The organism is Vibrio sp. R10-SG3-ISO10 (genome assembly GCF_059834185.1).
In genome coordinates this window covers 125,234-149,362 of the sequence record NZ_JCBDHG010000024.1, presented here as the reverse complement: position 1 = coordinate 149,362, position 24,129 = coordinate 125,234, and the positions used below count along the sequence as shown (strand labels likewise).

Sequence of the window (24,129 nt, the reverse complement as noted above, 5' to 3'; positions counted from 1 at the left end):
ATAACCTTAGTTTTTGTAGCCAAATATCACGCGAAATGTAATAAACTTGCTGCGAAATGTAGCTAACTCCATCACCTTAACAAATGTTACTTGAAAGAGATAAGTGTTAATTACATCTCATCACTCATAGGTTATAACCATTAGTTAGGATAGTGACTAAGTTTATGATTTTTCGCGCTCAAACACGTCAGATGAGTACCGTTTTACCCAATTTTGACGGGAAGGAAATTGTAACATTGTGTATAGTGATGCAAGATTTTATTAAGGGTCGTGAGTAAGATGCCGGAAATTAAACAGTTATTTGAGAACAATTCGAAATGGTCCGAGTCAATCAAGGCGGAACGCCCTGAATACTTTGCCAAATTGGAAGAAGGACAAAGCCCTGGCTTTTTATGGATTGGTTGTTCAGACAGTCGAGTACCTGCAGAACGCTTGACTGGGCTCTACTCAGGCGAACTGTTTGTTCACCGTAACGTCGCAAACCAAGTTATCCATACCGACCTTAACTGCCTATCGGTCGTGCAGTACGCAGTAGACGTTCTTAAAGTAAAACATGTCATTGTCTGTGGCCACTATGGCTGCGGGGGCGTAAAAGCGGCAATTGATAACCCTCAGCTAGGCTTGATCAACAACTGGTTACTGCATATTCGCGATTTGTATTTCAAGCATCGTGATTACCTAGAAACCATGCCTGAACAAGATCGCGCGGACAAACTCGGCGAAATCAATGTCGTTGAGCAGGTTTATAATCTTGCTAACTCAACCATTATGCAAAACGCTTGGGAACGTGGACAAGATATTGAGATTCATGGCGTGGTCTATGGCATCGGTGATGGTAAGCTAGAGTACTTAGGCGCTCGTTCTAATTCTCGTGAAAGCGTTGAAAGCTCTTACCAAAAAGCGATGGAAAGCGTCCTCAATCCGCAACACAAGCTTCTGTGTCGTTAAGCGGCTACCTATTCTTTATTCAATAAAAACGCCCGCTAACTTAGCGGGCGTTTTTCTGTATCTAGCTTTAAGAGTTGAGTTACTCTTGAGGAACTACTTTACCAATGTAAGGCAAGTGACGGTATTTTTGTGCGTAGTCGATACCGACACCAACAACGAACTCATCTGGAATTTCAAAACCAATCCACTTCACATCTACTGCAACTTCACGACGAGAAGGCTTGTCTAGTAGCGTACAGATTTCTATCGACTTAGGCTCACGAAGGCTCAGAATCTCTTTTACTTTGTTTAAAGTGTTACCTGTATCGATAATGTCTTCGACGAGCAGGACATCTTTGCCTTTAATATCGTCATCGAGATCTTTCAAGATGCGAACATCTCGCGAACTTTCCATTGTATTGCCGTAGCTAGAAGCGGTCATGAAATCCACTTGGTGAGTCAGGTCGATGGCACGCGCTAAGTCAGCCATGAATACAAATGATCCACGCAGAAGCCCCACTAGAACCACATCTTCGCTGCCCTTGTAGTGCTCGCTAATTTGCTTGCCTAGCTCTTTAACTCGTTCACTGACTTCCTGCTCAGAAATCATTACTTCTACTGTATGTTTCATACCAATCTCGTTTTTCACGTTAGCTGTATAGAGCGTAATTATAGTCACTCAAGATTTAGGCGCGTAGTTTACCACCAGCATGCGCCAAGGAAAAACGTTTGCCTAAATAATTCATGAAACACAGGATTATTTCTTATTGATCTTTAGCACGATATTAACAAAAGTGATTATAAAATAGACTGAAACCGTTGACCTTAACTATATGCACCATTACACTCATAGGGCGTCAGCAAATTATAAATTAATAAATAGGGCAAAAAGCCCAAACAAATATAAACAACTCATTTGGCAAGGAAATTAATTATGGACTCAATTGCTAAAAGACCGCGTACGCGTCTTTCACCGCAAAAACGAAAACAGCAACTAATGGAAATCGCACTGGAAGTGTTCGCTCGTCGTGGCATCGGCCGCGGTGGTCATGCTGACATTGCAGAAATTGCGCAAGTTTCTGTTGCAACTGTCTTCAACTACTTCCCAACTCGTGAAGATTTGGTTGATGACGTACTAAACTACGTTGTTCGTCAATTCTCGAACTTCCTATCAGACAATATCGACTTAGATATTCATGCGAAAGAAAACCTAAATAACCTAACTTCAGCAATGGTTGAACTGGTACTTAACGATTGCCACTGGCTTAAAGTGTGGTTCGAATGGAGTGCCTCAACTCGTGATGAAGTATGGCCACTGTTTGTTTCAACAAACCGTACTAACCAACTCTTGGTTCAGAATATGTTTGTTAAGGCAATTGAACGTGGTGAGGTATGTGAAGAACATGAGCCTGCTGAACTAGCGACTCTGTTCCACGGTATCTTCTACTCACTGTTTGTGCAAGCAAACCGTACTCAAGATGAAGACGGCATGAAGAAGCTAACTGAAAGCTACTTAGACATGCTGTGCATCTACAAGCACGCGAAAAACGCGTAACCTAAAAGCCTGACGCACACTAAGACAAAGCCTGCTCAACGAGCAGGCTTTGTTGTATGCAGAGCATAAAAAAACCGCTGAGAAAGCTCAGCGGTTTTTAGATTCAGCTAGAAGAGTGGATTACTTCTTCTTTTTCGCTTTAGGGTTTGGAAGGTCAGTGATTGTACCTTCAAACACTTCCGCCGCTAGACCTACTGACTCGTGTAGAGTTGGGTGAGCATGGATTGTTAGTGCGATATCTTCAGCATCACAGCCCATCTCGATCGCTAGACCGATTTCACCAAGTAGTTCACCACCGTTAGTACCAACGATAGCACCACCAATTACACGATGAGTGTCTTTGTCGAAGATTAGCTTAGTCATACCGTCTGCACAGTCAGACGCGATTGCACGACCTGAAGCTGCCCATGGGAATGTAGCCGTTTCGTAGTTGATGCCTTCCGCTTTTGCTTCTTTCTCAGTCTTACCAACCCATGCCACTTCTGGCTCAGTGTAAGCAATTGAAGGAATAACTTTAGGGTCGAAGTAGTGCTTCTTACCAGCAATAACTTCAGCAGCAACGTGACCTTCATGCACACCTTTGTGAGCAAGCATTGGTTGACCAACGATATCACCGATAGCAAAGATGTGAGGAACGTTAGTACGCATTTGCTTGTCAACGTTGATGAAACCGCGCTCGTCTACTTCTAGACCCGCTTTTTCTGCATCAAGAAGTTGACCATTTGGCACACGACCGATAGCAACTAGAACAGCATCGTAGCGCTCAGCTTCTGCTGGTGCTTTCTTGCCTTCCATTGAAACGTAGATACCGTCTTCTTTCGCTTCAACTGCTGTTACTTTCGTTTCAAGCATTAGGTTGAACTTGTTCTTGATACGCTTAGTGTAAACCTTCACGATATCTTTATCCGCAGCAGGGATAACTTGGTCGAACATTTCAACAACATCGATTTGAGAACCTAGAGAGTGGTAAACCGTACCCATTTCTAGACCGATGATACCACCACCCATGATTAGAAGTTTTCCTGGAACTTCCTTCAGCTCTAGAGCGTCAGTTGAGTCCCAAATACGTGGGTCTTCATGTGGGATAAATGGTAGCTTGATTGGGCGAGAACCCGCTGCAACGATAGCGTTGTCAAAGTTAACAACAGTTTTGCCTTCTTCGCCTTCCACTTCGATAGTGTTAGGACCAGTGAATTTACCAAAGCCGTTAACCACGTTAACTTTACGCATCTTAGCCATACCGCCAAGACCGCCAGTTAGTTGGTTAATTACTTTCTCTTTCCACTTACGGATCTTGTCGATATCCGTTTGAGGTTCACCAAATACGATACCGTGGTCAGCAAGTGCTTTTGCTTCTTCGATAACTTTAGATACGTGAAGTAGTGCTTTAGATGGGATACAACCCACGTTTAGACACACACCACCAAGAGTGCTGTAACGCTCGATAAGAACCGTTTCTAGACCTAAGTCTGCACAACGGAAAGCGGCAGAGTAACCAGCAGGACCTGCACCAAGTACTACAACTTGGGCTTTAATTTCTTTGCTCATTTTGACCTCTTGTAGTCATTATCCCTAACAGGCTGAGTGGGTATTGATTCTATATGTTCAAGTCAGTTTATTTTAAACAGTTGTTTTCAGACCGCCATCAGTTTACAGAGATGTTAATGGTGTGAAAAGTAAATCAATTTAGCCTGTGAGCTAGACAACAATTCGTTTGAGAAAACCTTATTCACTCTAAGGTCTGCAATCAAATTGTCTGATAATTATTAGTAGTAGAGGCGGCTCTAATGCCGCCTCTAAATCATCTAATCTTTAATTAAAGAACTAGACGACGAATGTCTGATAGCGCTGCGTTCAAGAACGTGATGAAGCGAGCACCTTCAGCACCATCAATCACACGGTGGTCGTATGATAGAGATAGTGGAAGCTGTAGACGTGGTTCGAACTCTTTACCGTTCCACACTGGCTTCATTTCAGACTTAGACACACCTAGGATACCAACTTCTGGAGCATTTACGATTGGTGTAAACGCAGTACCGCCGATACCACCAAGACTAGAGATTGTGAAACAACCACCTTGCATATCACCAGCAGTTAGCTTACCAGCACGTGCTTTCTTAGAAATAGCCATTAGCTCTTCAGATAGCTCGTAGATGCCTTTCTTGTTCACATCTTTAAATACAGGAACAACTAGACCGTTAGGCGTATCGACTGCGATACCGATGTTCACGTATTTCTTCAGAATGATGCTTTCGCCATCTTCAGATAGAGAAGAGTTGAACGCTGGGAAAGCTTCTAGCGCTTTCGCTGCAGCTTTCATGATGAACACTAGTGGCGTGATCTTCATACCCGTGTCTTTCTTCGCTTCGATAGCGTTCTGCTCTTTACGGAATGCTTCTAGCTCAGTGATGTCAGCGTTATCCCACTGTGTAACGTGAGGGATCATTACCCAGTTACGGTGCAGGTTAGCACCAGAGATCTTCTTGATCTTAGAAAGCTTCTGAACTTCAGTTTCGCCAAACTTGCTGAAGTCCACTTTTGGCCAAGGTAGTAAGCCAAGAGCCGCGCCGTCGCCTTTACCAGATGCCGCAGCACCTGCGCCAGACTCAAGACGCTTAAGCGCATCTTTAACGTAAGACTGTACGTCTTCTTTTAGGATACGGCTCTTACGACCAGTACCTTTAACCTTAGAAAGGTTAACGCCAAACTCACGAGCTAGACGACGAACAACTGGAGACGCGTGTGCGTACTCATTGTTCTCTTGGAAATCACCTGTTGCTGCTGGTGCCGCTGGAGCTTCTGCTTTAGGAGCTGGAGCTGCTGCAGGTGCCGCCGCTTGAGCAGGGGCTGCTGCTGGAGCAGGTGCTGCACCCGCCACTTCGAAGACCATGATTAGCGAGCCAGTCGACACTTTGTCGCCTGCTGCAATTTTGATCTCTTTAACTGTACCAGCAAATGGAGCAGGAACTTCCATTGACGCTTTGTCACCTTCAACAGTGATTAGAGATTGCTCTTCTTCCACTGTATCGCCAACTGCAACCATGATCTCAGTTACTTCAACTTCGTCACCGCCGATATCAGGAACGTTAACTTCTTTCGCTGCTGATGCTGCTGATGCTGCTGGAGCCGCTGCAACTGGAGCTTCTACTGCTGCAGGTGCCGCTGGAGCGCCAGAGCCTGCTACTTCGAATACCATGATTAACGAACCAGTCGTAACTTTATCGCCTGCTGCTACTTTGATCTCTTTTAGCGTACCTGCGAATGGTGCAGGTACTTCCATAGAAGCTTTGTCGCCTTCAACCGTTAGAAGAGATTGCTCTTCTTCAATGCTGTCGCCAACTGCAACCATGATTTCAGTCACTTCAACTTCATCGCCACCGATATCTGGTACGTGAACTTCTTTAAGCTCTGCCGCTGCTGCTGGAGCTGGAGCCGCTGCTGGAGCTGCTTCTGCCGCAGGAGCAGGTGCAGCGTCAGCTGCACCCTCGGCTTCGAAAATCATGATTAGAGAACCAGTAGAAACAGAGTCACCTTCCGTAACTTTGATTTCTTTAACGATACCCGCTTGAGAAGCAGGAACTTCCATAGAAGCTTTATCGCCTTCAACTGTAATAAGAGACTGCTCTTCTTCAACCTTGTCGCCAACGCTTACAAGAATTTCAGTAACTTCAACCTCATCCGCACCGATGTCTGGTACATTAATTTCGATTGCCATTTCTTATTTACCTTCTTAATTAAGCGTATAGCGGGTTAGTTTTTTCAGTGTCGATGTCGAACTTAGCAATAGCTTCAGTTACTACTGACTTCTCAACATCACCACGCTTAGCTAGTTCAGTTAGCGCTGCAACTACCACGTAGCCTGCGTTAACTTCGAAGTGACGACGTAGGTTCTCACGGCTATCAGAACGGCCGTAACCATCTGTACCCAGCACTTTGTATGACTCAGAAGGCATGAACGCGCGAACTTGCTCAGAGTAGTTCTTCATGTAGTCAGTCGCTGCGATAGCTGGCTCAGTACCCATTACTTGTGCAATGTAAGGTACTTTTGCTTCGCCTTCTGGGTGAAGCATGTTGTAACGCTCTGCGTCTTGACCGTCACGAGTTAGCTCGTTGAACGACGTTACAGAGAACACGTCAGAAGCGATGCCGTACTCTTCGCTTAGGATAGTCGCTGCTTTACGTACTTCGTTCATGATAGTACCTGAGCCCATTAGCTGAACTTTAGACTTGTCACCTGCGTAAGACTCAAGCTTGTAGATACCCTTACGGATGCCTTCTTCAGCGCCTTCTGGCATTGCTGGCATTGCGTAGTTTTCGTTCATCACAGTTAGGTAGTAGAACACGTTCTCTTGGTTCTCACCGTACATGCGACGGATACCGTCTTGCATGATAACTGCAACTTCGTATGCGAATGTTGGATCGTAAGAGATACAGTTAGGTACTGTGTTCGCCATGATGTGCGAGTGACCATCTTCGTGCTGTAGACCTTCACCGTTTAGCGTTGTACGACCAGCAGTAGCACCTAGTAGGAAACCACGAGCTTGTTGGTCACCAGCCATCCACGCCATGTCGCCAACACGTTGGAAACCGAACATAGAGTAGTAGATGTAGAACGGGATCATTGGCAGATCGTTTGTGCTGTAAGAAGTAGCAGCAGCAACCCAAGATGCCATAGAGCCTAGCTCGTTGATACCTTCTTGTAGTACCTGACCAGATGTCGCTTCTTTGTAGTAAGAAACAATGCCTTTATCTTCTGGTGTGTATTCCTGACCGTGCGGGTTGTAGATACCGATCTGACGGAATAGACCTTCCATACCGAACGTACGTGCTTCGTCACAGATGATAGGAACGATGTTCTTACCAATGTTCTTGTTCTTAAGCAGGATGTTAAGAGTACGAACGTAAGCCATAGTTGTAGAGATATCACGCTTTTGCTCACTTAGTAGCGGTGCGAACTCTTCTAGCTCAGGTACTTTGAATTCTTGAGTGAACTTAGGTAGACGCTGTGGCGTGTAACCTTTTAGTTCTTTACGACGAGCGTGTAGGTATTCGTATTCCGCAGAACCTTCTTCAAGTTTCAGGTACGGAAGCTCTTTAACCGCTTCGTCAGTTAGGATGTCTTGAAGACCTAGACGATCACGTAGGTGTAGTACGTGAGTCATGTCCATCTTCTTAACTTGGTGCGCGATGTTCTTACCTTCAGCCGCTTCACCCATGCCGTAACCTTTAACAGTCTTAGCTAGGATTACTGTTGGACGACCTTTAGTTTCTGCCGCGTTTTTGTATGCTGCGTACAGCTTAGAAGACTCGTGACCACCACGCTTAAGTGCGAAGATTTCGTCATCAGTCATGTCTGCAACTAGTGCAGCTGTCTCTGGGTACTTACCAAAGAAGTGTTCACGTACGTAAGCACCGTCTTTAGATTTGAATGTTTGGTAGTCACCATCTACAGTTTCGTTCATTAGCTGTAGAAGCTTGCCAGACGTATCTTTAGCAAGTAGTGCATCCCAGTTGCTACCCCAGATAACTTTAACAACATTCCAGCCAGCACCTTTGAATAGGCCTTCTAGCTCTTGGATGATGCTACCGTTACCCATTACAGGGCCATCTAGACGCTGTAGGTTACAGTTAACTAGGAAACACAGGTTGTCTAGCTTCTCACGCGCCGCGAAAGATAGTGAACCACGTGATTCTGGCTCATCCATCTCACCGTCACCTAGGAATGCGTATACACGCTGAGCCGACGTATCTTTCATACCACGACCGTCTAGGTACTTAAGGAAACGCGCTTGGTAGATCGCAGAAATAGGACCTAGACCCATAGAAACTGTTGGGAACTGCCAGAACTCAGGCATCAGTTTAGGGTGTGGGTATGATGGAATACCTTTACCGTCTACTTCTTGACGGAAGTTATCTAGCTGCTCTTCAGTTAGACGACCTTCAACGAATGCACGAGAGTAGATACCTGGTGAGATGTGACCTTGGTAGTATACTAGATCGCCACCGTCCGTCTCGTTTGGAGCGCGGAAGAAGTGGTTGAAACATACTTCGTAGAATGCAGCAGAAGACTGGAAAGACGCCATGTGGCCGCCTAGCTCTAAGTCTTTCTTAGATGCACGTAGAACGATCATGATTGCGTTCCAACGGATGATGGAACGAATACGGCGCTCAAGAGTTGTGTCACCTGGGTAAGCTGGTTCTTGATCTGCAGGAATCGTGTTGATGTAGTTCGTTGTGATACCTGTTGGCATATCAACACCGTCTAGACGTGCTTTGTCTAGAACTTGCTCTAGTAGGAACTGAGCACGTTCTACACCTTCTTCACGTACAACTGACTCAAGTGCTTGTAGCCATTCTTGAGTTTCCAGTGCATCTACGTCATGCTTCATATCAGACATGGCGATCTATCCTTCTATTGGTTGGATCTACTTATTTAAAGTAACCGTTTCTTGTTTTAAGAATCGTTACCTTGCTGAATTCGACGCAAAGAACGCTCTCTGCGAGACTCTTCACGAGTCAAATCCAACAATGTTTCTTCAATATAAGCTAAGTGTGAGTGAGACATTTCACGCGCCTTTTCAGGCTGACCAGAAACAATCGCATCCACAATATTAGCTCGGTGTTTACTTACTTTTTCGACCACTTCATCGCGGCGATGTAAGAGCTTTAAATTCTGCAAGACATTCTGCTCTAGCAAAGGGGCAAGGCTGCGAACAATGTGCAGAAGTACCACGTTATGGGCAGCTTCAGTTAAAGCGATCAAAAACTGCATAACCGCAGCTGATTCTGCTTCGACATTCTTCTTAGTTTGCTCTTCACTGATGTTTTTCAGGCAAGCCTGAATACGAGCGAAGTCTTCCTCGGTACCACGAACTGCTGCAAAGTAAGCGGCTATACCTTCCATCGCATGACGCGTTTCCAGTAAATCCAGCTGAGTTTCGGAGTGGCTAGACAATAAATTTAGCAGAGGATCTGAAAAGCTGGTCCAGATGTTCTCGCTAACAAAAGTGCCACCACCCTGACGGCGAGTAAGAAGACGTTTAGCTTCTAAACGTTGTATCGCTTCTCGGATTGAAGGACGGGAAACATCAAACTGTTTTGCCAGTTCGCGCTCTGGAGGCAGCTGCTGCCCCGGAGACAATGTTCCTTCCACAATCAGCCTTTCTAACTCTTGTTCAATCACATCAGAAAGTTTTGGCTGACGAATCCTTTGATAAGCCATAGTTGTTTTTCTTCTACTCTTTGCAGTCAATTGGTAATACCAATTTTAAGTTGGCGAGAAAATTAACATAATTAAAACGCAAGTTCCAGACAAAAATTGACCCAAATCATAGAACGAGTCATGTACCAACACTTTGATAACAATAGCTGATTAAAACAGCAATCAAATTGGTCTGACCAATTACAAAATATAAACAGATGGGAATAAACCGTGCTAGGCATCACAGTTTAATTGGTAAGTTTTAAAGGAATATGAACAGAATATGTCGTGAAAAGATGGGAAGTTGCGAGAAACGAGAAACGAGAAACGAGAAACGAGAAACGAGAAACGAGATTGATTTTGAAGGTCGAGGTTTGTTCGTCAACCCTTTTACTTTGATTTAGAACATTCATCCTCAAGAACAAGAGACGTGTGAGTTGAGGATTATGATAGCCAGTCGAGAACATAAAGATTCCCTACTCGCTCTTTCGTCGTTCTATAGAATGACCGCTTGTACATCAGGCCATCCCAAACAACGTCATCCTCAAGAGTGAGGCACGAACGAATTGGGGATCTCTTAAAGCGAATAGACCCCTTACTCGATCTATGGAACAACCCAGCAGAAGAATCAGAAATAGTCGTAAGACTCTTTTCTCGAAGGGCGGAGCCCGTTCCCGATTCTCGCGGGCGTAGCCCGATCTCGGAGCAACGCGTTCTGTAGGGCTATGCCCGTATTCTACTTCGCCTCTAAATGATCAATCATCAGCTGCAACGATTGATTGCCGCGGAACTCATTAATGTCGAGCTTATACGCTAGACGCACCGTTTTTACTGAAGCATCAGGCCAGCGGCGCAGATCAACGTTGAATGCAATACCATCAATCATGATATTGGTTGGATGACCTTTGTGTAGAGGTTCTAGCATAAGTTTCAGGTGCTTTTCGCCAACTAGCTTCTGATGAAGCACTTTAAATTCACCGTCGAACAGAGGTTCTGGGAAAGCTTGCCCCCAAGGTCCACCAGCACGAAGCATCTCGGCGACATGCATAGAGAACTCTTCTGGCTTGAGTTCGCCATCAGACAAAATCACACCTTTCAGTGCCGCTTCATCTAAGTCCTGTTTTACTGCTTCATCAAACAGTTTAGAGAAGCGTTCAAAATCTTTCTCCAAAATGGTTAGACCCGCTGCCATCGCGTGCCCACCGAACTTGAGTATCAAACCTGGGTTCTGGGTATCGATGCGATCTAAGGTGTCACGCATATGCAGACCCGGTATCGAGCGGCATGAGCCTTTAATCGAACCTTCACCACCATCAGCAAAAGCAATCACAGGACGGTGAAACTTCTCTTTGATGCGTGAGGCTAAAATACCAATCACGCCCTGATGCCAATCACGCTGAAAAAGCACTAAGCCATGAGGCATATCTTGATCGCCGAACTGCAGACGTTCACAAAAAGCCATCGCTTCTTGCTTCATTCCCTCTTCAATTTCTTTACGAGTTTGGTTCAAGCCGTCTAACTCGCTCGCCATACGGCGTGCAGCATGAATGTTGTTTGCCATTAATAGCTCAACACCAAACGACATATCATCCAAACGACCTGCGGCGTTGATACGCGGCCCTAACGCGAAACCAAAATCAGAAGCCACCAAGCGACGGGAATCTCGCTTCGCCACTTCTATCAGAGCTTGAATGCCCGGGCGCGCTTTACCTGCCCTAATTCTCTGCAAACCTTGATGAACCAAAATACGATTGTTTTCATCTAGAGGTACAACATCAGCAACCGTACCGAGTGCTACTAAGTCAATCAACTCCATTAACTTAGGTTCTGCCATCCCTTGCTCGGCAAACCAGCCGGTTTTACGCATATGAACGCAAAGCGCCATCATCAAGTAAAAGGCAACGCCAACGCCAGCTAAAGCCTTGGAGGGAAACGCGCACTCTTGGAGGTTGGGATTGACCATGGCATCAACATTCGGCAGCTCATGACCAGGTAAGTGGTGGTCAGTCACCAATACCTTCAATCCCTGTTCTTTCGCATAGCGCACACCATCAATCGAAGAGACCCCATTGTCGACGGTCATAATCACTTCAGCGCCAATCTCAATCGCTTGATCAACAACCTCAGGACTTAGGCCATAGCCATCTTCAAAACGATTTGGGACTAGGTAGTCGACATTATTCGAACCTAACATCCTTAGCGCCAACACAGACAAAGCCGAACTTGTCGCCCCATCTGCATCAAAATCACCCACCACGATTATCCGCTTGTTGTGCTGAATAGACTCAAATAACAGCTCAACCGCCGCTTCAATGCCATGCAGTTTTTGATAGGAATGCAACGCACGCGCTGTAGTATCTAGTTGCTGCTGCGATGTGATACCTCGACTGGCGTAGATACGTTTAAGTAAAGGCGCAATAGTATCTGGCAGAGAGGATAAATCAGGTTCAGGACGACGTTGGATTTCAATCATGGCAATAGATCGGATGATGATAAGTTAAGTGGGACAATCATAGCAGCAACCAAACTAAACTGAGGATATTTAGTTTGGTTACTTGATTCGTTTAAGTTACGACTTTGGAGTTTGTTGCAGGCGTTGCAGCATCTGCTCTGGTGGCAAGTAACCACCCACCATCTCACCATTAGGTAAGAAGATCGCTGGCGTACCACTGATTCCCAGTTCACGGCCTAACGCATAGTGGTCCTGAATAATCTGCTGATACTTAGCAAAGTCTTTACTCTTTTCAGGGAACTCACGCTTTACCTTACCGTTATGCATCGCGGATTGTGGGTCTTCTGCGCCCCAAATCGATGCCATTTGATCAGCGACTGAGCCTGTCGCACCCTGACGAGGATAAGCAAGGTAACGAATAGTAATCCCTAGGTCATTGTAGTCTTTCATCTGACTATGAAGTCGAACACAGTAGCCACATGTAATATCAGTGAACACAGAGATCACGTACTTCTCATCTTTAGCTTTAAACTCAATCATGCTGTCTTTAAAGGCTTCAATTTTCGCCGCATTGATTGGCGCTTGGCGTTTAGCCAGCACATCTTCGTATTTGCCATTTGAGTCCAGCTTGTACAAGGTACCTGTGATAAAGTACTCGCCATTTGGTGAAGCAAACAGGATTCCGCCATTGGTTTGTATTTCAACTAAGCCATCAATATCAGCTGGAACAACGTCCTTCACTTCCAATCCAAGCTTGGCAAAATGTTCTTCTAGCTGTGCTTTATCAAATTTCACATCGCCTGCAGATACGGTTTGTGTAGCAAGTAGAAATGGCAATGTAAGTAGAGTCATTCGGCGTAATACGCTCATTCAATTCACCTTAAATCGATTTAGTTATAACCATGAGCGCTTAAGCCCTTGGGTGATGCTCACTGTGTAGCTGTTTCAATCGTTCAGTTGCTACATGAGTATAAATTTGTGTTGTAGACAAGTCACTATGCCCCAAAAGCATCTGTACTACACGTAAGTCTGCGCCGTAGTTCAACAAATGGGTCGCAAAAGCGTGTCTTAGCACGTGAGGAGAAAGTAGCTCAGTATCAATCCCAGCTATCACCGCGTAGTGCTTTATACGATGCCAAAACGTCTGGCGAGTCATTTGTCGCGCGCGTTTGCTTGGAAACACCACATCAGAGGTTGTCTCTCCAAGTAATTCAGACCTGCCTTGGTGGATAAAAGTTTCAATCCATTCAACGGCATTTTCTCCCATCGGCACCAAACGCTCTTTACCACCTTTACCCGTTACCCGAACAACGCCTTGACGCAAGCTGACGTTTTCCATTGTCAGGCTGACTAACTCAGTAACTCGCAATCCGGTCGCATATAGCAGTTCAAGCATGGCTTTATCGCGCAGCTCCATCGGATCATTCGGATCCGGTGCATTAAGCAACGCATCCACTTGTTCTTCGGTCAGATCTTTAGGTAGGCGTTTGGGTAGTTTTGGGCTTACCAGTAGCGCACTCGGATCATCACTGCGAACTTTCTCACGATGCAAGTACTGAAACAGGCGCCGAATCGCGGACAACATTCTTGCTCGTGAAGTTTGCTTATAACCTTCATCAACCAACCAAGTCTGATAGTCTTGCAGCCCAGACAAACTGATAAAGTCGAGACGATAATTATTGGCGGTCATCCACTGGATTAGCTTTGAGAGATCATTTCGGTATGAGGCAAGGGTGTTTTCAGATAAGCCCCGCTCCATCCACATCGCATCTAAAAACTGTTCCACTAGCCCTTGGTCAGGCGACATTTGTTGTGACACGGCAAACCTCAAAAATTTTTTCTGCGGTCAAATGTAAGTGCCACAAAACAATAAAGCTATAAAAATTGCTAGTGAAAGTGGATATTCGCTGCAAAGCTCGCCATTTTGTGGTTAGAATTCACCATCAATTCTCAAAATATAAAACAATGCTATGAAAATCGGTCTATTTTACGGCTCAACAACTTGTTACACCGAAATGGCGGCAGAAAAAATCCGCGCTATCATTGGTGAAGACCTCGTTGATATTCACAACGTTAAAGAGTCACCACTCTCTTTGATGGAAGATTATGATTTTCTGATTATCGGCATTTCGACTTGGGATTTTGGTGAGATCCAAGAAGACTGGAATGAGTTATGGGATCAAATCGATGGCGTATCGCTAAATGGCAAAACCGTCGCACTATTCGGCTTAGGCGATCAAGAAGGCTATGGCGAGTGGTATCTGGATGCAATGGGACTCTTGCACCACGAGCTGAAAAAGACCGGAGCTAACTTTGTTGGTTACTGGCCAAACGACGAGAACTACGAGTTTGAAGCCTCAAAAGCCCTAACCGAAGATGGCAGTCAATTTGTCGGCTTAGCACTTGATGAAGATTCCCAATATGAACTGAGCGATGAACGTATCGCCACTTGGGTTGAGCAGATTTTGGTTGAGTATCAAGAGACGCTGTAGAAGCGAGAAGCGAGAAGCGAGAAGCGAGAAGCGAGAAGCGAGAAGCGAGAAGCGAGAAGCGAGAAGCGAGAAGCGAGAAAAATTAAGGGGTTGGCACTATGTGTCAATCCTTTTTATTTAGGAACGCTTCGCTTATGGAATCGGGATGTGGGAACTAATAACTCTCGAAGGACGAAGTCCGGTCTCGATTCTCGGAACGCAGTGTTCTCAAAGAGCGAAGCTCGTTCCTATTTCTAAGGGCGCAGCCCGCCCCTAAATCTCCCCCAATCAAACACCAAACCTGGATCGGTTTTTCGCAGTGGCGCAATGTACTGGTGGCCAGTAATGCGCGGTAAGGTGATTTTCGGGTAGCTGACTTGAATCTGCTTGGTTAACTCCGTTAGAGCTTGGTATTGCGCATCAGTGTAGGCAACGTAGTCGCTACCCTCCAACTCAATGCCGATAGAGTAGTCATTGCACTTATCTCGCCCGGCAAAGCTCGAGACACCTGCGTGCCATGCTCTGGCAATAAACGGCACAAACTGAACCACTTCCCCATCACGTCTGATCAAGCAATGAGCCGAAACACCCATATTATGGATCACTTCAAAGAACGGATGTTCATTCGGGTCTAGTTGCCCAGTAAAAAACTGTTCAATATACGGACCACCAAACTGACCCGGCGGTAAGCTGATGTTATGCACAACCAAAAGAGAAATGTCTGTAGCGTCTGTTCTGTGGTCAAAAAAAGGTGATGGCACCTGTCTAGCTTTGTTGTACCAACCATTTTCATCGATCATAAGCGGCTCATTATCATGACTAACTCTCTGATTTTATCCCTTTGGCGATGAAATGCGAGATTAATGGCTGAATTTCACACTCAGTCAGCGTATCATGCCCACCTCTTGTCCAACTGCGTATTAGATTTGCGATGAAAAACACACACAATAGCCAAGAACGTCTCGAATATTTGAAACAGCAACTTCCTTTAGAGATCTCCCGCGCTGTCGCGGATACCATCAAGGAAGATCTGGGTGGTACTCTAGACCCTGCCGCAGATATTACCGCAAGTCTAATCCCAGCAGATGCACATAACGAAGCAACCATTATCACTCGTGAACATGGTGTTTTTTGCGGCAAAGCTTGGGCTAACGAAGTGTTTAAACAGCTAGGCGGCGAAGTACAGATTGAGTGGAATGTGGAAGATGGTGATAAAGTAGCGCCTAACCAAGTACTGTGTACGCTTTCAGGCCCTTCTCGTGCTCTTCTTACTGGTGAGCGCAATGCAATGAACTTTATCCAGACTCTTTCTGGCTGTGCTACGGCCGTAGCTGAATATGCTGAAAAAATTGAAGGCACTGGTTGTCGCCTACTTGATACCCGCAAAACCATTCCTGGTCTACGTAGTGCATTAAAGTACGCTGTTGCCTGTGGCGGTGGCTTTAACCATCGTATCGGTGTGTTTGACGCTTACCTAATCAAAGAGAACCACATTATTGCTAACGGTGGTATTTCTCAAACCATTAAAACGGCCAAAGAACTCAACCCAGGCAAGCCGGTTGAGGTCGAAACAGAGAGCCTTGAAGAACTGCAAGAAGCGATTGAAGCAGGTGCCGATATCATTATGCTCGATAACTTCACCACCGATATGATGCGTGAAGCAGTAAAAATTAACGCAGGCCGCGCTGCACTAGAAAACTCGGGCAATGTGACACTAGAGACTATTCGCGAATACGCTGAGACTGGCGTTGACTACATCTCGGTTGGCGCTCTGACTAAACACCTAAAAGCAATGGATTTATCCATGCGCTTTAAGTAGCTATCAGCTGAAGAACAGACGCATTATCAAAGAAAAATAGAGGCTCCAAGCCTCTATTTTTGTATTTAACCTACCTAAACTCATGCCCTAGCTCGGATCAAATTGTACTTGATATGAAACTAAGGACTATTTTTTCCTAACTTACTCGGAAACAACCTGTACCAACATTTCTGCTTAGCAGCCCATTCAATACTCTCTCCGGACAATTCGTCTTTTATCTATGGAGAGAAATATGCAAAGTTTACAAAGCCGCAAAACCAAAGGCTTTACCTTAATTGAGTTGATGATTGTGGTAGCAATTATTGGCGTGCTTGCGTCAATATCAATACCAGCTTATCAAGACTATGTTAGGAAATCTGAGGCGGCTTCAGCGCTAGCGACGTTAAAAAGCCTGATTACGCCAGCTGAAGTTTTCTATCAAGAAAACGGCACCGCATCGGCCGCAGCTTTATCTAATTTAGGCATCGATAGCGGCGCTAATAATTTAGGAACCATTGCCTCAGCAATAACTGGAACAGGTTCAGCAGCTGTTCCAACATTAAAGTTCACATTCGATTCCGACAGCTCAATGGGAAGCAGTGACACCATTACCTATTCTCGAGATCCGAGTACCGGTTGGTCTTGCGCAAACGCGGGAGCAGTTCCTTCTCTAGATGGATGCTCATAAGCAATATGCTAACCAACCTACCCTCTATTTTGCGCCAAGCTGAGCTCCTTGATCCTGTTCAAGAAGCTCAGTTGGTGGAAATGGTTAAGGACACAAATCTTACTGTAGCCGAAGCGATAATAGAGCGAGGTTGGCTCACCCATGCAGAGCTAGCCTCACAACTCTCGCGAATTTTTGCCTTACCCATCATCGACTTCGCCAATTACGACTATCAAACGGTATGCCACAACTTAGGCCTACGTGAACTGATCACCCGCTCCCGCGCGGTACCTATTCGGCAAAGTGAACACCAACTGCTTATCGCCGTTACCGACCCGACCAATATCGCAATCGAAGAAGAGTTTCGCTTTGCGACCGGAAAGCAGATTGAGTTAGTTTTAGCTGACGTAAAGCAGCTCAATGGCGCGGTACGTCGCTTGTATGGCAGTGCGATCTGTGGTGAAGAAGCGGGTCATACAAAAGAGCTGAGCGAACAAGAGCTCGTCAGCTTAGTCGAGCTCTCTAATGATGAGATTAACCCAGTCGAAGACCTGAGTAGTGATAACTCACCAGTCAGCCGTTATATCAATCAAATCTTATTGGATGCGGTCAGGAAAAAGGCGTCTGACATTCACTTTGAACCGTATGAAGCCTCTTATCGTGTGCGCTTTCGCTGCGATGGCATCTTGATTGAGACTCAACAACCTAGCCATACATTAAGTCGCCGTTTATCCGCAAGACTAAAGATCATCGCCAAACTCGATATCGCTGAGCGCCGCTTACCTCAAGATGGGCGCATCAAGCTTCAACTAAGTGCAAGTACCGCTGTTGATATTCGAATTTCAACCCTACCAACCCTGTGGGGCGAGAAGATAGTGCTACGTCTTCTTGATAGCAGCAGTGCCGAGTTAGACATTCAATCACTAGGGTACAACCAACACCAACAAGCTTTGTATCAAAAAGCACTGAGCAAACCCCAAGGCATGATTTTGATGACCGGGCCAACGGGCAGCGGTAAGACAGTCTCACTTTATGCGGGGTTAAACATGCTCAATACCCCACAAGTGAACATTGCAACCGCAGAAGACCCGGTGGAAATTAATTTAGCGGGCGTTAACCAAGTTCAAATCAACCCAAAAATTGGATTAGACTTCGCCCAAGCGTTGCGCGCCTTTCTACGCCAAGACCCGGATATTGTCATGGTCGGTGAGATACGCGACCTTGAAACGGCTGAAATCGCAGTCAAAGCGGCACAAACAGGTCACCTAGTGCTATCAACATTGCATACAAACTCGGCTGCCGAAAGCGTCGTTCGCTTGCAACATATGGGCATCTCCCCATTCAATGTCTCTTCATCACTGAGCTTAATCATTGCCCAACGTTTGGCACGAAAGCTGTGTAACCATTGTAAGCAGCAGCAAACCTTGCCCGATACACACTGCCAACAACTGGAACTAGCAAACAACAGCGTGGTTTTTTCTGCGAATGAGCAAGGGTGCAGTGAATGCAATCAAGGCTATTTTGGGCGAACCGGAATCTATGAAGTAATGCAGATAGACGACGAGTTAGTGCAAGCCATCAATCAAGAGGCGGATGCTAAAGCCATCGAAAAGGTCGCGATAAAGCAAGGAATGCAGACGCTTAAAGAGTCTGGAACGGAGAAACTACTCGCAGGAATCACCAGTTACCAAGAGTTGCAACGTGTTCTTTACTTGTAGGTGATCTGAAATGAAAGCAACATCTCATCAGCTCAAACAGTATCGCTGGAAAGGGGTTAACCAGCGAGGAAAGCTCGTCTCTGGCTCTACGCTCGCCTTAAATGACAACGAAGTAAAGATTAGACTGAGTGAGCAAGCGATCCGTGTTAAATCTCTAAGAAGAAAGTCACTGTCTCTAGTCACTCGCCTAACGCAAAGAGTCAAAAAGAAAGACATCACTTTGCTCACTAGACAATTGAGCACTATGCTTGCGACCGGAGTGCCACTTCTTCAAGCATTCAAGCTTATTACTCTTAACCACCCCAAAGCTGAGATGAAATCGGTCTTAAGCTACATAAGCAAGGAGGTAGAATCAGGAAACCCGCTATCTCAGAGCTTAGGCGCCGCTAGCCCACTATTCGATAGCCTTTACACCGACCTCGTTGCTACTGGAGAGCAGTCTGGCAACTTAGCGGAAGTACTCCAACGTATTGCTGACTATCGGGAAAAATCGCAACGACTAAACACCAAGGTAACCAAAGCGCTCATCTATCCCACTATGGTGATGACCACGGCTTTCGCTGTTACGTATCTAATGCTGACGATGGTGATACCTCAATTTGAAACCATGTTTGCAGGCTTTGGTGCTGAGTTACCTTGGCTTACCCAACAAGTGCTGGCCTTATCCACTTGGCTACAAACCTATTCGGGGCCTAGCTTACTTGGATTGATGCTGATGTTAGGGGTCATTAAGCTCGGTTTAACAAAATCATACCGACTTCAATTACTGTTTAGTCGTACCCTACTCAAGATCCCGCTCCTCGGCAACATCTTGACTAAAGCGGCAATTGCTAAATTTAGCCGGACACTTGCCACTAGCTTTAACGCCGGAATCCCAATTCTAGAAGGTATAAGAGCCTCCGCTAAAACGGTTGGTAACCAGCATTATCATCAAGCAATCAAAGCGGCTTTGCTCGATGTCACAGCGGGCATGCCGCTGTATCTTTCACTGCGCAACTCTGACTGTTTTCCCGAAATGGTTTTGCAGATGATAATGATAGGTGAAGAGTCAGGTCGGCTCGGAGAAATGCTACACAAAGTTGCCGATGTGTATGAGTTTGAGATCGATGACACGGTTGGTAATCTTGGTAAGATCATAGAGCCTGCGATTATCATCTTTCTAGGTATTGTTGTCGGTGGTCTGATTGTCGCAATGTATTTACCTATCTTTAATTTGATGAGTGTCTTAGGATAAGATACAAGGCTTATCTAATTGAACTGAATGCTTTTACTTAAAGAGCTGTACCTACTTTATGGACGTTTTTGACTATTACCCTTGGCTTTTTCCTACACTAGCAACATTGTTTGGTCTTATCGTAGGCAGCTTTTTAAACGTGGTTATCCATCGCCTACCGATCATCATGGAACGTGAATGGCGAGCAGAATGTGCGGAAAGCTTTCCTGAATACCAGATATCCCCCCCAGAAGGGACTTACAACCTCAGCGTTCCAAATTCAACTTGCCCCAAATGCGATACCCCCATTCGCATGATTGACAACATTCCTGTTGTTAGTTGGCTGATACTGAAAGGGAAATGTCGTCAATGCGATAATAAAATAAGCATACGCTACCCTTTAATTGAGGTCCTATCAGCAGGCTTATGCTTTGCTATCGCCAATCAGTTTGCGTTGAGCTACTTCTCGATTGCCTTACTGTTTTTCACCTTTACTCTTATCGCGGCGACCTTTATTGATCTCGATACCATGCTGCTGCCAGACCAACTCACTCTTCCTCTAACTTGGGCAGGAATTGCACTCGCACTGATTGGGATTAGCCCTGTATCTCTACAAGACGCGGTGATCGGTGCAATGGCTGGCTATCTTGCTTTATGGTCAGTTTACTGGCTGTTTAAGCTAGCCACAGGCAAAGAAGGAATGGGTTACGGAGACTTTAAATTGCTTGCCGCCTTGGGCGCTTGGCTTGGTTGGCAGTATTTGCCAATGATCATTTTGCTCTCTTCTTTAGTTGGCTTAATCTTTGGTCTCATTCAGCTCAAATTGAAAAGCCAAGGAATCGACAAAGCCTTCCCCTTCGGTCCTTATTTAGCTATTGCAGGTTGGTTGAGCATGATGTGGGGAAATGACATTCTCAATTGGTATTTAAGTAACTTTTTAGGAATCTAACATGGCACTAGTTATTGGTGTGACTGGTGGCATAGCCAGTGGTAAAACAACGGTTGCAGACTTATTCCATCAAGAGTTTGGTATTGAGATTGTGGATGCTGACATTGTTGCTAGGCAAGTGGTTGAGCCCAAAAGCCAAGGCTTAAAGGCCATTGAGCAACACTTTGGTCAAAGCGTTATTCAACAAGATGGAACATTAGATCGTGCAACACTAAGAGAAATCATCTTTAGCGATCCGAGCCAAAAGGAATGGTTGAACAATCTTCTTCATCCTATGATTAGAACTAGAATGCTTGCTGAACTTGCTCAAGTGCAATCGGACTATGCCTTGCTGGTCATCCCTTTAATGGTAGAGAACAACCTGCAGGCACTCGCAGATAAGGTGCTAGTGGTTGATGTTGAAGAACAAACGCAAATTCAGCGCACCGTTGAGCGAGACCAAGTTGATGCCGTTCAAGCGAAAGCTATTCTCTCTTCTCAAGCAACGCGAGAGCAGAGATTGGCCATAGCGGATTATGTGATTAAAAATAATACAGAAAACCAAAAACTTTTGCCTCAAATCACAGAATTACATAAAAAGTTCCTAGAAATCAGTAGGGAAAATCGGTGAGAATAAAGGTTGAAGAATACAGAGCCGCATATTGATGACCACGCATTATTTTGAACATCCACTGAACGAGAAAACTCGAATTTACCTCCGAGTTGAAGCCTTGCTGAATCAACTAGATGTAGCAGCTCAGTTTAGTGATGATATGCAGCATCTAATTTTCTATCGCTCCTTGTTTGATCTGCTTGAAATCTTCGAGCAAATTCAGCTCAAGAGCGAGCTAGCCAAAGATATCGAAAAGCAAAGATTAACGTACCGCTCTTGGCTCAATGTCGAGGGAGTTGATCAAGATATGCTGCAGAATATCTTAAATGAAGTCGACGCGGTACACAGTGATCTAATGGGTGCTGAACGTTTCGGACAAAGTCTTAAGGAAGACCGCTTCCTAAGCGCGATTAGGCAACGTTTCAATCTCCCAGGCGGTTCATGCTGCTTTGACCTACCAGCACTTCATCACTGGCTACACCTACCACTTGAAAATAAAAAAGCCGATGCATCTCAGTGGCTTTCAACCCTAAGACCACTCGCTGAAGCCCTCAAGCTTTGGCTTAAACTCACACGTGAAACGGGTCACTTCCGAGCAATTCAAGCCAATTCAGGTTTCTATCAAAGTGACGCCGATGAAGCTAACATTCTTCGCTTAGAAATCCCGATGCACTTTGGCGTCTACCCTATGATTTCAGGGCATAAGAACCGCTTCGCGATAAAATTCATTGAGTTTGAATCGGGTCAAGCATCGGTAGCTAACGTTGAGTTCAAACTCGCTGTGTGTAGCTAAGTAGCTAACAATAGATTCCGTATTCAAGCTATACTAAGCCCTCACCTTTGTTTAAGTTCAGAGAAACACCATGTCTAAGATTACCGTCGTTCCTTGCCCTCAATGCGGCCAAGATGTTACATGGGGCGAGCAGAGCCCTTTCCGCCCGTTTTGCAGTAAGCAGTGTCAGATGATTGATTTCGGCGAGTGGGCTGACGAAGAGAACACGATCCCCGGCGCACCGGATATGTCTGATGCTGACGGCTGGTCGGAAGATCAGTACTGAAAATAAGGAACGCTACGCTCCGAGATTCGAGAACGCTGCGCTGCGAGATTAAAGAGAAGCTGATGTGATTAGAGCATCGGCTTTTTTGCTTTTTGGGAGAGCTGGATAACTGGATAACTGGATAACTGGATAACTGGATAACTGGATAACTGGATAACTGGATAACTAAGGTTGTTCCGCTCTGGTTGAGTAGTCAACACTCTTTTCCAGAAGGGCGAAGCCCGATCCCGCTTTCCAAAAGCGAAGCGCTCCCGCTCTCCATAGGACGAAGTCCGTTCTCGAATCTCGCTTCTCTAAGCGAAGCGCATAAAAAAGCGGAGACCGATTGGTCTCCGCTAATACTATGAGAACGCTAGTTATAGCATTACTTCTTAGCAAGTTTCTCTTTAATACGAGCAGACTTACCAGAACGCTCACGTAGGTAGTACAACTTGGCACGACGTACTGCACCACGGCGTTTAACTTCGATGCTATCAACCATTGGAGAGTGAGTTTGGAACGTACGCTCTACGCCTTCACCGTTAGAAATCTTACGTACAGTGAATGCAGAGTGTAGACCACGGTTACGGATTGCGATTACAACGCCTTCGAAAGCCTGTAGACGCTCACGGTCACCTTCTTTTACCTTAACTTGAACAACAACTGTGTCACCAGGTGCGAAGTTAGGTAGGTCTTTTTTCATTTGCTCTTCTTCAAGAGCCTTGATGATGTTACTCATTTTCAATATTCCTAGAATAAACTGATACTAAATTTAATAGGTTACTTAGCTCGGGCCTCTTTAATAAACTCGGCCAGTAATTGTTCCTGTTCGTCAGTCAGAGCTAGGTTTTCCAGGAGCTCTGGTCTTCTTAGCCAAGTACGGCCTAACGACTGTTTTAGTCGCCAGCGACGAATGTCCTTATGGTTACCAGACTTGAGTACCGCAGGTACTTCTTTATCGTCTAACACCTCAGGGCGCGTATAGTGAGGGCAATCTAGCAAGCCATTAGCAAAAGAGTCTTCTTCTGCTGACGCGAAATCTCCTAGTACACCCGGAACAAACCGAGACACTGAATCAATCAACGTCATGGCTGGTATTTCACCACCCGTCATCACAAAATCCCCAATTGACCATTCTTCGTCAACTTCAGATTGAATGATACGCTCATCTACCCCTTCGTAACGGCCACAAATAAGAAGCAAGTTCTCGTTTGTTGCCAGTTCCTCTACTCCTTGTTGGTCAAGTTTTCGACCTTGAGGAGAAAGGTAGATGACTTTCGTCTTACCCGGTGACGCTTGTTTGGCTGCGTGGATAGCATCGCGTAAAGGCTGAACCATCATAAGCATGCCAGGGCCGCCACCGTAAGGTCTATCATCAACAGTGCGATGTTTGTCGTGCGTGAAATCACGAGGATTCCAAGTCTCAATCGACAAAAGACCTTTTTTAACCGCTTGACCTGTTACTCCAAAATCAGTAACAGAACGGAACATTTCAGGAAATAGGCTAATTACGCCAACCCACATGTTTATCTCGCTCTGGTAATTTGGA

At 45.5% G+C, this 24,129-nt stretch carries 22 protein-coding genes; 11 read left to right on the top strand and 11 right to left on the bottom strand.

Annotated elements, in window-relative coordinates:
- Nucleotides 1-279: 279 nt before the first annotated feature.
- The gene (can, locus tag AC6R16_RS20385; protein WP_004742616.1) at nt 280-948 is read left to right on the top strand and encodes a carbonate dehydratase; all 669 of its coding nucleotides are present in this window, start codon (nt 280-282) and stop codon (nt 946-948) included.
- Between the two features lie 79 nt (nt 949-1,027).
- Here can and hpt read toward each other — a convergent pair whose 3' ends face one another.
- Nucleotides 1,028-1,558: a hypoxanthine phosphoribosyltransferase gene (hpt, locus tag AC6R16_RS20380; RefSeq protein ID WP_004742615.1), complete on the bottom strand. Its 531-nt coding sequence runs from the start codon at nt 1,556-1,558 to the stop codon at nt 1,028-1,030.
- A gap of 303 nt (nt 1,559-1,861) precedes the next feature.
- On the opposite strand from hpt, the gene AC6R16_RS20375 reads away from it, so the two are divergent.
- Nucleotides 1,862-2,482 (top strand): LuxR/HapR/OpaR family quorum-sensing transcriptional regulator, encoded by a 621-nt coding sequence (locus tag AC6R16_RS20375; RefSeq protein WP_004742614.1) that lies wholly within the window; start codon nt 1,862-1,864, stop codon nt 2,480-2,482.
- Between the two features lie 120 nt (nt 2,483-2,602).
- Here the strand turns inward: AC6R16_RS20375 and lpdA are convergent, their stop codons facing one another.
- The 7 genes from lpdA to xerD form a co-directional block, all read right to left on the bottom strand.
- Nucleotides 2,603-4,030 carry a dihydrolipoyl dehydrogenase gene (gene lpdA / locus AC6R16_RS20370; protein ID WP_004742613.1) on the bottom strand — a complete coding sequence of 476 codons (1,428 nt, stop codon included), beginning with the start codon at nt 4,028-4,030 and terminating at the stop codon, nt 2,603-2,605.
- A gap of 268 nt (nt 4,031-4,298) precedes the next feature.
- Nucleotides 4,299-6,197, bottom strand: a complete 1,899-nt coding sequence (aceF, locus tag AC6R16_RS20365) for a pyruvate dehydrogenase complex dihydrolipoyllysine-residue acetyltransferase (protein ID WP_500675552.1) — start codon at nt 6,195-6,197, stop codon at nt 4,299-4,301.
- 19 nt (nt 6,198-6,216) lie between these two features.
- The gene (aceE, locus tag AC6R16_RS20360; RefSeq protein ID WP_171324685.1) at nt 6,217-8,880 is read right to left on the bottom strand and encodes a pyruvate dehydrogenase (acetyl-transferring), homodimeric type; all 2,664 of its coding nucleotides are present in this window, start codon (nt 8,878-8,880) and stop codon (nt 6,217-6,219) included.
- 56 nt (nt 8,881-8,936) lie between these two features.
- Entirely contained in the window at nt 8,937-9,704 is a 768-nt protein-coding gene (gene pdhR / locus AC6R16_RS20355) for a pyruvate dehydrogenase complex transcriptional repressor PdhR (RefSeq protein WP_004742610.1), read from the bottom strand.
- 715 nt (nt 9,705-10,419) lie between these two features.
- Nucleotides 10,420-12,156: a single-stranded-DNA-specific exonuclease RecJ gene (gene recJ, locus AC6R16_RS20350; RefSeq protein ID WP_500675551.1), complete on the bottom strand. Its 1,737-nt coding sequence runs from the start codon at nt 12,154-12,156 to the stop codon at nt 10,420-10,422.
- Nucleotides 12,157-12,252: 96 nt separating this feature from the next.
- On the bottom strand, nt 12,253-13,005 hold the full coding sequence (locus AC6R16_RS20345) for a thioredoxin fold domain-containing protein (protein ID WP_500675550.1): 753 nt from the start codon (nt 13,003-13,005) through the stop codon (nt 12,253-12,255).
- Between the two features lie 40 nt (nt 13,006-13,045).
- The gene (gene xerD / locus AC6R16_RS20340) at nt 13,046-13,942 is read right to left on the bottom strand and encodes a site-specific tyrosine recombinase XerD (protein WP_239850833.1); all 897 of its coding nucleotides are present in this window, start codon (nt 13,940-13,942) and stop codon (nt 13,046-13,048) included.
- A 163-nt stretch (nt 13,943-14,105) separates the two neighbouring features.
- Here xerD and fldB point away from each other — a divergent pair, with 163 nt between their 5' ends.
- Nucleotides 14,106-14,627 (top strand): flavodoxin FldB, encoded by a 522-nt coding sequence (fldB, locus tag AC6R16_RS20335; protein ID WP_004742606.1) that lies wholly within the window; start codon nt 14,106-14,108, stop codon nt 14,625-14,627.
- 233 nt (nt 14,628-14,860) lie between these two features.
- Here fldB and ampD read toward each other — a convergent pair whose 3' ends face one another.
- Nucleotides 14,861-15,406 carry a 1,6-anhydro-N-acetylmuramyl-L-alanine amidase AmpD gene (gene ampD, locus AC6R16_RS20330; protein ID WP_500639233.1) on the bottom strand — a complete coding sequence of 182 codons (546 nt, stop codon included), beginning with the start codon at nt 15,404-15,406 and terminating at the stop codon, nt 14,861-14,863.
- Between the two features lie 131 nt (nt 15,407-15,537).
- Here ampD and nadC point away from each other — a divergent pair, with 131 nt between their 5' ends.
- The 8 genes from nadC to yacG all read left to right on the top strand — a co-directional run bounded on the left by nadC (nt 15,538) and on the right by yacG (nt 22,601).
- Nucleotides 15,538-16,425 (top strand): carboxylating nicotinate-nucleotide diphosphorylase, encoded by an 888-nt coding sequence (nadC, locus tag AC6R16_RS20325; RefSeq protein ID WP_500639232.1) that lies wholly within the window; start codon nt 15,538-15,540, stop codon nt 16,423-16,425.
- A 232-nt stretch (nt 16,426-16,657) separates the two neighbouring features.
- Nucleotides 16,658-17,092, top strand: a complete 435-nt coding sequence (locus tag AC6R16_RS20320) for a type IV pilin protein (protein WP_500675549.1) — start codon at nt 16,658-16,660, stop codon at nt 17,090-17,092.
- Between the two features lie 5 nt (nt 17,093-17,097).
- A complete protein-coding gene (pilB, locus tag AC6R16_RS20315; RefSeq protein ID WP_500675548.1) occupies nt 17,098-18,789 on the top strand; it encodes a type IV-A pilus assembly ATPase PilB in 1,692 nt (563 codons plus the stop codon).
- Between the two features lie 10 nt (nt 18,790-18,799).
- A complete protein-coding gene (locus tag AC6R16_RS20310; protein ID WP_500675547.1) occupies nt 18,800-20,023 on the top strand; it encodes a type II secretion system F family protein in 1,224 nt (407 codons plus the stop codon).
- A 58-nt stretch (nt 20,024-20,081) separates the two neighbouring features.
- Nucleotides 20,082-20,951 (top strand): prepilin peptidase, encoded by an 870-nt coding sequence (locus AC6R16_RS20305; protein WP_500675546.1) that lies wholly within the window; start codon nt 20,082-20,084, stop codon nt 20,949-20,951.
- 1 nt (nt 20,952) lies between these two features.
- Entirely contained in the window at nt 20,953-21,561 is a 609-nt protein-coding gene (gene coaE, locus AC6R16_RS20300) for a dephospho-CoA kinase (RefSeq protein ID WP_239850742.1), read from the top strand.
- Between the two features lie 34 nt (nt 21,562-21,595).
- Entirely contained in the window at nt 21,596-22,336 is a 741-nt protein-coding gene (gene zapD, locus AC6R16_RS20295) for a cell division protein ZapD (RefSeq protein ID WP_004742598.1), read from the top strand.
- A gap of 70 nt (nt 22,337-22,406) precedes the next feature.
- Entirely contained in the window at nt 22,407-22,601 is a 195-nt protein-coding gene (yacG, locus tag AC6R16_RS20290; protein WP_500675545.1) for a DNA gyrase inhibitor YacG, read from the top strand.
- A gap of 364 nt (nt 22,602-22,965) precedes the next feature.
- Here yacG and rplS read toward each other — a convergent pair whose 3' ends face one another.
- Both rplS and trmD read right to left on the bottom strand, forming a co-directional pair.
- The gene (gene rplS / locus AC6R16_RS20285) at nt 22,966-23,319 is read right to left on the bottom strand and encodes a 50S ribosomal protein L19 (protein WP_004742596.1); all 354 of its coding nucleotides are present in this window, start codon (nt 23,317-23,319) and stop codon (nt 22,966-22,968) included.
- Nucleotides 23,320-23,360: 41 nt separating this feature from the next.
- The gene (gene trmD / locus AC6R16_RS20280) at nt 23,361-24,104 is read right to left on the bottom strand and encodes a tRNA (guanosine(37)-N1)-methyltransferase TrmD (protein WP_500675544.1); all 744 of its coding nucleotides are present in this window, start codon (nt 24,102-24,104) and stop codon (nt 23,361-23,363) included.
- Between the last annotated feature and the right edge of the window lie 25 nt (nt 24,105-24,129).